Origin of the sequence: Clostridium sp. RTP31139st1_H3_RTP31139_211217, from assembly GCF_040227035.1 — a bacterium.
Lineage (GTDB): Bacteria > Bacillota > Clostridia > Clostridiales > Clostridiaceae > Clostridium > Clostridium saudiense.
The window spans coordinates 1-5,127 of sequence record NZ_JBCOAB010000088.1 but is presented as its reverse complement, the minus strand read 5'-3'; the positions used below and the strand labels follow the sequence as shown (position 1 = coordinate 5,127).

Sequence of the window (5,127 nt, the reverse complement as noted above, 5' to 3'; positions counted from 1 at the left end):
TACACGCCCTTTACGTTTCTTATACCACTTAGGTAATTCATCAAGCCATAGCTCTTGTAATTCGTTTAGAGTATATCTTACTGAATCATCATAAGAAAATACTTTAATCTCTGCTCCATTCTTAGTGTTAATACTTCCTGGTATTCTAAAATAACTTTCTAGGTTCTGCTTTTCTGCTCCATACTCTTTTAACTCTTGTGAGAACACCTCTGAAATTCTTCTAGCTAGTGTTACCACATTATCCCTAAACTTAGGTATATAGCAAGTTTCAACGCTATATATAAGTCTTATTTGATTTCCATACTCTACAAAGTTAGGGGTAGGTATCTTCCTCTCAAAGAAGTCCATTTCTAATAATTTTATTACTTGATGTGGCTCTAACTCTTTAAGCTCCTTAATATTTTTATAATCAACATCAACTGGAATTGCATTGATACAAAATAGATTGCTCCTTGTAGCTCTATCCATAGTTCTAAATGGATTTAAGCTAAATAATATATCTTCTCTACCAAATGAGTTAATTACTTGTCTTAACTTCATTGGGTCTTTTAATGAGCTTGTTGGATATACTTTATTTTTTCCTGTAGTCTTATTCAAAACCCTTACAAAACATTCATCATTATTCACATAAATATATTTCAATAGCTCTGAACATTCTTCAATTTCTGATTTACTATATCTATCTAATTCTCTTACTGCTTGTACCATTACTTCACCTCCTTTGTTGGACTATTTTATTTTACTTTATATTTACCTGTTAGACAATGAATTTTCTTCCATCTATTGACAACAAGGTATAATATAATTTATCTACAGTGTAAGCTCCTCCATATAGCTCTTAAAATTTGGTACCTTTTTTATTTTTAGAAAAAGGGCCAAATGCCCCTTATAGTAAAATTGAAAAGTAAATGTCATATTAGATATATATCGAATATTACACTATTTATTGCATTTCTTAGCAATCTTTATAACACTCCTTAATGCTCCATCATTATTCTCTAATACATCTACCACTAAAACTCTAGCTTTAATATCTTTATTGTCTTTTTTAGCGTGAACCCAAACAATATCACCTTTCTCTATTTGACCTTCCAGTCTTTCTGGTATCTTCCACACATACCTCTTATTATGGTTTATATAGTCTTGTCCCTTTTTAGTTCCTCTTTGAATTTTTTTAATATGAAATCCCTCTATAACTTTCATAAATTTCCCTCCTATTATCTTAGCTATATATCAAATATAGTATTATCTTTCCATATCCCAAGCTCTTACTTTATTAGGCTTATTAACTGGTATGATCCTAGGATTATCAGTATTGCTCCTAACGTTATTCCCGTTTGAATTGTATATTGTTTTACTCTGTCCTTCCAATTCAGTTTGTCTATTCTCTCTACTTGAGATACTGTCTGACTTAATACTCTCATCATTTCCATGTGATATTTCTTTATATTTTCTACTTCCTTCAAAGCCTTTTCTAACTTCTCTTGATGAAGCTCTTTCAGTTCCTCTGATTTCTTTGTCATTATCTTGAAGGCTTCTTGTGTTTTCTCGCTTAGTTCCTTGTTCTTCTCTTCTCTTATTTTCTCGTTGCTCTTGTATAGCTCTCTCTCTTTCTCGATTAAGTCTATGGTCTTTATTAATCTGTTGTTCAAGACTGTCTGCTCTGCGTTCAAATTCTTTATCAGGGTTTGAAATTCCTTCATATCCGAAATTTGTTCCTCTTTCTCCATCTCTAAAAATTGATTTTTCTTGTCCATTAAACTCATTCTCTAATTCCTCCTTATTGTACCTATCTCCTAAGCTCCTCCCCCTAATGGCTTTCCCATGGTCGGGGTGCTTATAACTTATACTGTTTTTTGTTACTCTAGTTTCTATATCAAAGTTTCTCTCTAAAAACTCCCTAAAACTTTGTAAATCCTTTGTTCTTTCCCTTGCTATATCTATTATCTGTCTTAATTCATCTTTCCAAGGGATTTGCCCTCTATCCATTATCCTCTTTTCGGCACTACTAATCCTTTTCTCTGCCTTATGCTCTAGGTCTAAGGTCTTTAAATTTTCTCTCTCGCATAGCCTATTACTTTCTCTTTTTATATCCCATAGGCTCTTATTACTGGCATTGTATTTTAGTCCATTTTCAAAACTAACGCTATTAACCACTAAATGGTTATGTATATGGTCTTTATCTTTATGTGTTACTACAAATACCTCAAAGCCTTTAAATTGGCTATCTGCAAGTTCCTTGCCTATTTCATGAGCCTTTTCTGGGGTTATATTATCTTCAGGACTAAAGCTCTGTATTATGTGATGATATTTTACCCCTCCAGTTTTTCCATAAAGCTCTTGGGTCATATTAAAGTCATTAACTACATTATAAGGGTCGCAATCCTTCCCCCCTATAAGTTTTTCTTCTGTCTTTTCCTCTTGGGTTAAATAACTTACTATTTTTTTAGGTGTAGCCTTTGAGGCTATTCTTTTAATAACTGCCATTACTCATTCACCTTCTTTAAGGCTTGAAGAACTTCTCTCCATACATAATCAAGCTCTATTTTCATTTCTTGAAGCTCTTTAATATTTTCTATCTCTCCACTATTAACTTTTCTAGTTAATTGATTAAGATTAATTCCTATAGCTTTCATCTCTAAAACAAGCTCTTTAATATCATCAATAACTATAATTTCTTTTTCTAAAATTGCCTTTCTCATAAACTCACTTTTAGTGAGTTTTGATTTCTCGACCTTCTTTTCAAACCTTTTATATTCATCTTCTGATACTCTGCAATTTAGTCTTTTGACTTTCTCTGATTTCAAAATTATCACCTCGATTTTGAAATATTTTTAGGGTGGTCTTGGAGGGTTTCCCCTCTAAGCGAGTAGTGTTTTGTATGACAAACACGCATCTCGCTCTCTAATATATAATTATATGTTACCTATAAAGTATAATTATATCAAGCCCTCAACTGAAAAGAGAATTATGAGTAAAAAATACTTGTCTGCTAATCAGATAAAATTAACCTAGTCCGTACTGCTCCAATTTTGCTGACACTAATTTTTTACTCATAATTCCCTTTATTTATTGTCAATAAATTTATTATTGCTCTATCTTCTTTTTATTAACCATTTATTACATTTTACTTCAAAGCTTTGTTTGTCTGGAAATATAATTCCCCTTCCAACCTCAATACAATCTTCACATTCATCAGTTAATTCATTCTCTACGTTAATATGTCCAAAATTATAATTGTACTCAAATATATAACCATTTTTAATTAATTTAAATTCTTTGTTTTTCTTCATAAAACAAGATTTTTAGGTTGTACATCATTGTAAATTATTTGATTTACTTATAATATTTTACTAAGTTTTTATAAACTATCCTTATAATATTATTTAAATTATTTTCTGATAAATAATAATTTTATTCACTTTTTATGTAATTTATGTTATAATTTACAAGTATACCAATTATAGATTTATTTTTAGGGGGAGTAAAATTGAAAAACTTATTTAAATAAGTATCAACATTATTATTATTATGTTGCTTAGTATCTTCAATATCAACACAAGTATTTGCTAGTACAAATTCTTATAATACAAATGTAGAAGACGATTCCATAGATACAAAAGCATCCTTCTTCATATCTGGTATAGGTGAAGATAGTAAAGGTGAATTTATATTTGTAATTGACCTTAATGATGTTCGTCATAAAGCATATATATATTCAGACTATGTTGGTTATAATAACATAACAAGTGGAGACGCGGTATATGTTGCACAATATCTTTTAAGGAAAAATGGATATAATATCACTTTGGATGGTATATTTGGTCCCAAAACTTATAATGCTATTGTATCATTCCAAAGATCTAAAGGCCTATCAGCAGATGGTATTATAGGTCCAAATACATGGAATAGTTTATATGGCAGATAAATTATATAATAATTTTTTGTAAAATAAATAATAAGAGCTCATTCATAATATTTAACATATTAATTATTATGAATGAGCTCTTATTATTTATGATTTATCTAAAAATTATTAATGTAATATATATTATCTTCTATTTAAATCTTCTTATTTCCTATTTTATTTAAAATATTATATATATAAATATAGTTTTCTTCTAATTTATCAATTTGTAATTTCGAAGGAAGTTCATTAATGTACTCTTTATATTCTTCGAGTAATGCATAGTTTTTACTATTTTCATCTACAATTGGAAGCATAGCAATCCAATTTTTAAAAGGCTCAGTTTCTATTGATTCAACATTAGATTTAGTAAGATTCGTTAAATGTTGGATATGAGCTTTAATTATTTCTATTAATTCATAGGTAGATTCTTCATCAATAGTTATCTCATAGGTAATTTTGAAGGCATCAATTCCATTTGAAACAATTTTTTCTTCAATCTCACTAAAATTTTCTTCATCATATATACCTGTAAAAATTTTAAACTTACTATCATCTTCAATTACAAAAGAATTAATAACACTTTTTAATGTATCACATTGTTGTATAGCTCCTTCCTTAGAGTTATAAGCTCCCATTTGCATAATTAAAAACCTTGCTGATAAATCACTAAAGTTTTGATTCTTCTCTTCTATTATGTTTAATTGTTTTTCAGAGTTTCCCATAATGAACTTACTAACTTTTTCTCCCCATAAATTAAACATACTGGTTGAAAGAATTATAGTAGCAACTAAAATCACTATTAATAAAAAGAAAAATGAATTTTTACCCTTTTTTTTTAAGTTATATATTGTATATCTCATATTGTAACCCCCTCTCTTTTTTTGTTTTAATATTATTGTTAAATTATACCATAAATGCATTATATTATAAACTCGCTTGGGCAATTAATACGTATTTTCTATAATTAATTAAATCATGTTAATATTAGATTAACTAACACATTGCAATTGTATAAACCAAAAACTGCGCAGAATTAAGCTTCTACGCAGTTTTTTCATTTTTATTTTTTAAAATTTACGGTTTTAAGCCATTTGTAAGGGTTTCCGAAACACTTAAAAGTTTACTATAAATAAACTTTCTTGTAAATTCGTATTTTCAGCCCCTTAATTTTTGATATTCTTGTTAATAAATTAATTAAATAACACTTTGTTTGCTAA

General features: G+C 28.6%; 6 protein-coding genes and 1 pseudogene. 1 reads left to right on the top strand and 6 read right to left on the bottom strand.

The genetic code is table 11. The features are described from left to right. The 5 genes and pseudogenes from ABUA17_RS18365 to ABUA17_RS18345 all read right to left on the bottom strand — a co-directional run. A pseudogene (locus tag ABUA17_RS18365) lies at positions 1–708 on the bottom strand (hypothetical protein); the annotation flags it as partial. 231 nt (positions 709–939) lie between these two features. Beyond that, entirely contained in the window at positions 940–1,203 is a 264-nt protein-coding gene (locus tag ABUA17_RS18360) for a DUF5839 family protein (protein WP_055277997.1), read from the bottom strand. Between the two features lie 42 nt (positions 1,204–1,245). Next, positions 1,246–2,487, bottom strand: coding sequence for a relaxase/mobilization nuclease domain-containing protein (locus ABUA17_RS18355; RefSeq protein WP_055277996.1), 1,242 nt, complete (start codon positions 2,485–2,487; stop codon positions 1,246–1,248). Continuing rightward, positions 2,487–2,807 (bottom strand): plasmid mobilization protein, encoded by a 321-nt coding sequence (locus ABUA17_RS18350; RefSeq protein WP_055277995.1) that lies wholly within the window; start codon positions 2,805–2,807, stop codon positions 2,487–2,489. Before ABUA17_RS18350 ends, ABUA17_RS18355 begins: the two co-directional genes overlap by 1 nt. A gap of 288 nt (positions 2,808–3,095) precedes the next feature. After that, positions 3,096–3,293 (bottom strand): hypothetical protein, encoded by a 198-nt coding sequence (locus ABUA17_RS18345; protein WP_055277994.1) that lies wholly within the window; start codon positions 3,291–3,293, stop codon positions 3,096–3,098. Between the two features lie 257 nt (positions 3,294–3,550). Between ABUA17_RS18345 and ABUA17_RS18340 the strand changes: the two genes are divergently transcribed. Beyond that, complete coding sequence (locus ABUA17_RS18340; RefSeq protein ID WP_349819641.1) at positions 3,551–3,928, top strand: peptidoglycan-binding domain-containing protein; 378 nt, start codon at positions 3,551–3,553, stop codon at positions 3,926–3,928. Between the two features lie 134 nt (positions 3,929–4,062). Here ABUA17_RS18340 and ABUA17_RS18335 read toward each other — a convergent pair whose 3' ends face one another. Then, positions 4,063–4,770, bottom strand: coding sequence for a hypothetical protein (locus ABUA17_RS18335; protein ID WP_055277993.1), 708 nt, complete (start codon positions 4,768–4,770; stop codon positions 4,063–4,065). Between the last annotated feature and the right edge of the window lie 357 nt (positions 4,771–5,127).

What these genes read in the sequence shown, in the direction of transcription:
- ABUA17_RS18355 (WP_055277996.1), bottom strand. Translation starts at nt 2,487, where the DNA reads ATGGCAGTTATTAAAAGAATAGCCTCAAAGGCTACACCTAAAAAAATA.
- ABUA17_RS18360 (WP_055277997.1), bottom strand. Translation starts at nt 1,203, where the DNA reads ATGAAAGTTATAGAGGGATTTCATATTAAAAAAATTCAAAGAGGAACT.
- ABUA17_RS18335 (WP_055277993.1), bottom strand. Translation starts at nt 4,770, where the DNA reads ATGAGATATACAATATATAACTTAAAAAAAAAGGGTAAAAATTCATTT.
- ABUA17_RS18345 (WP_055277994.1), bottom strand. Translation starts at nt 3,293, where the DNA reads ATGAAGAAAAACAAAGAATTTAAATTAATTAAAAATGGTTATATATTT.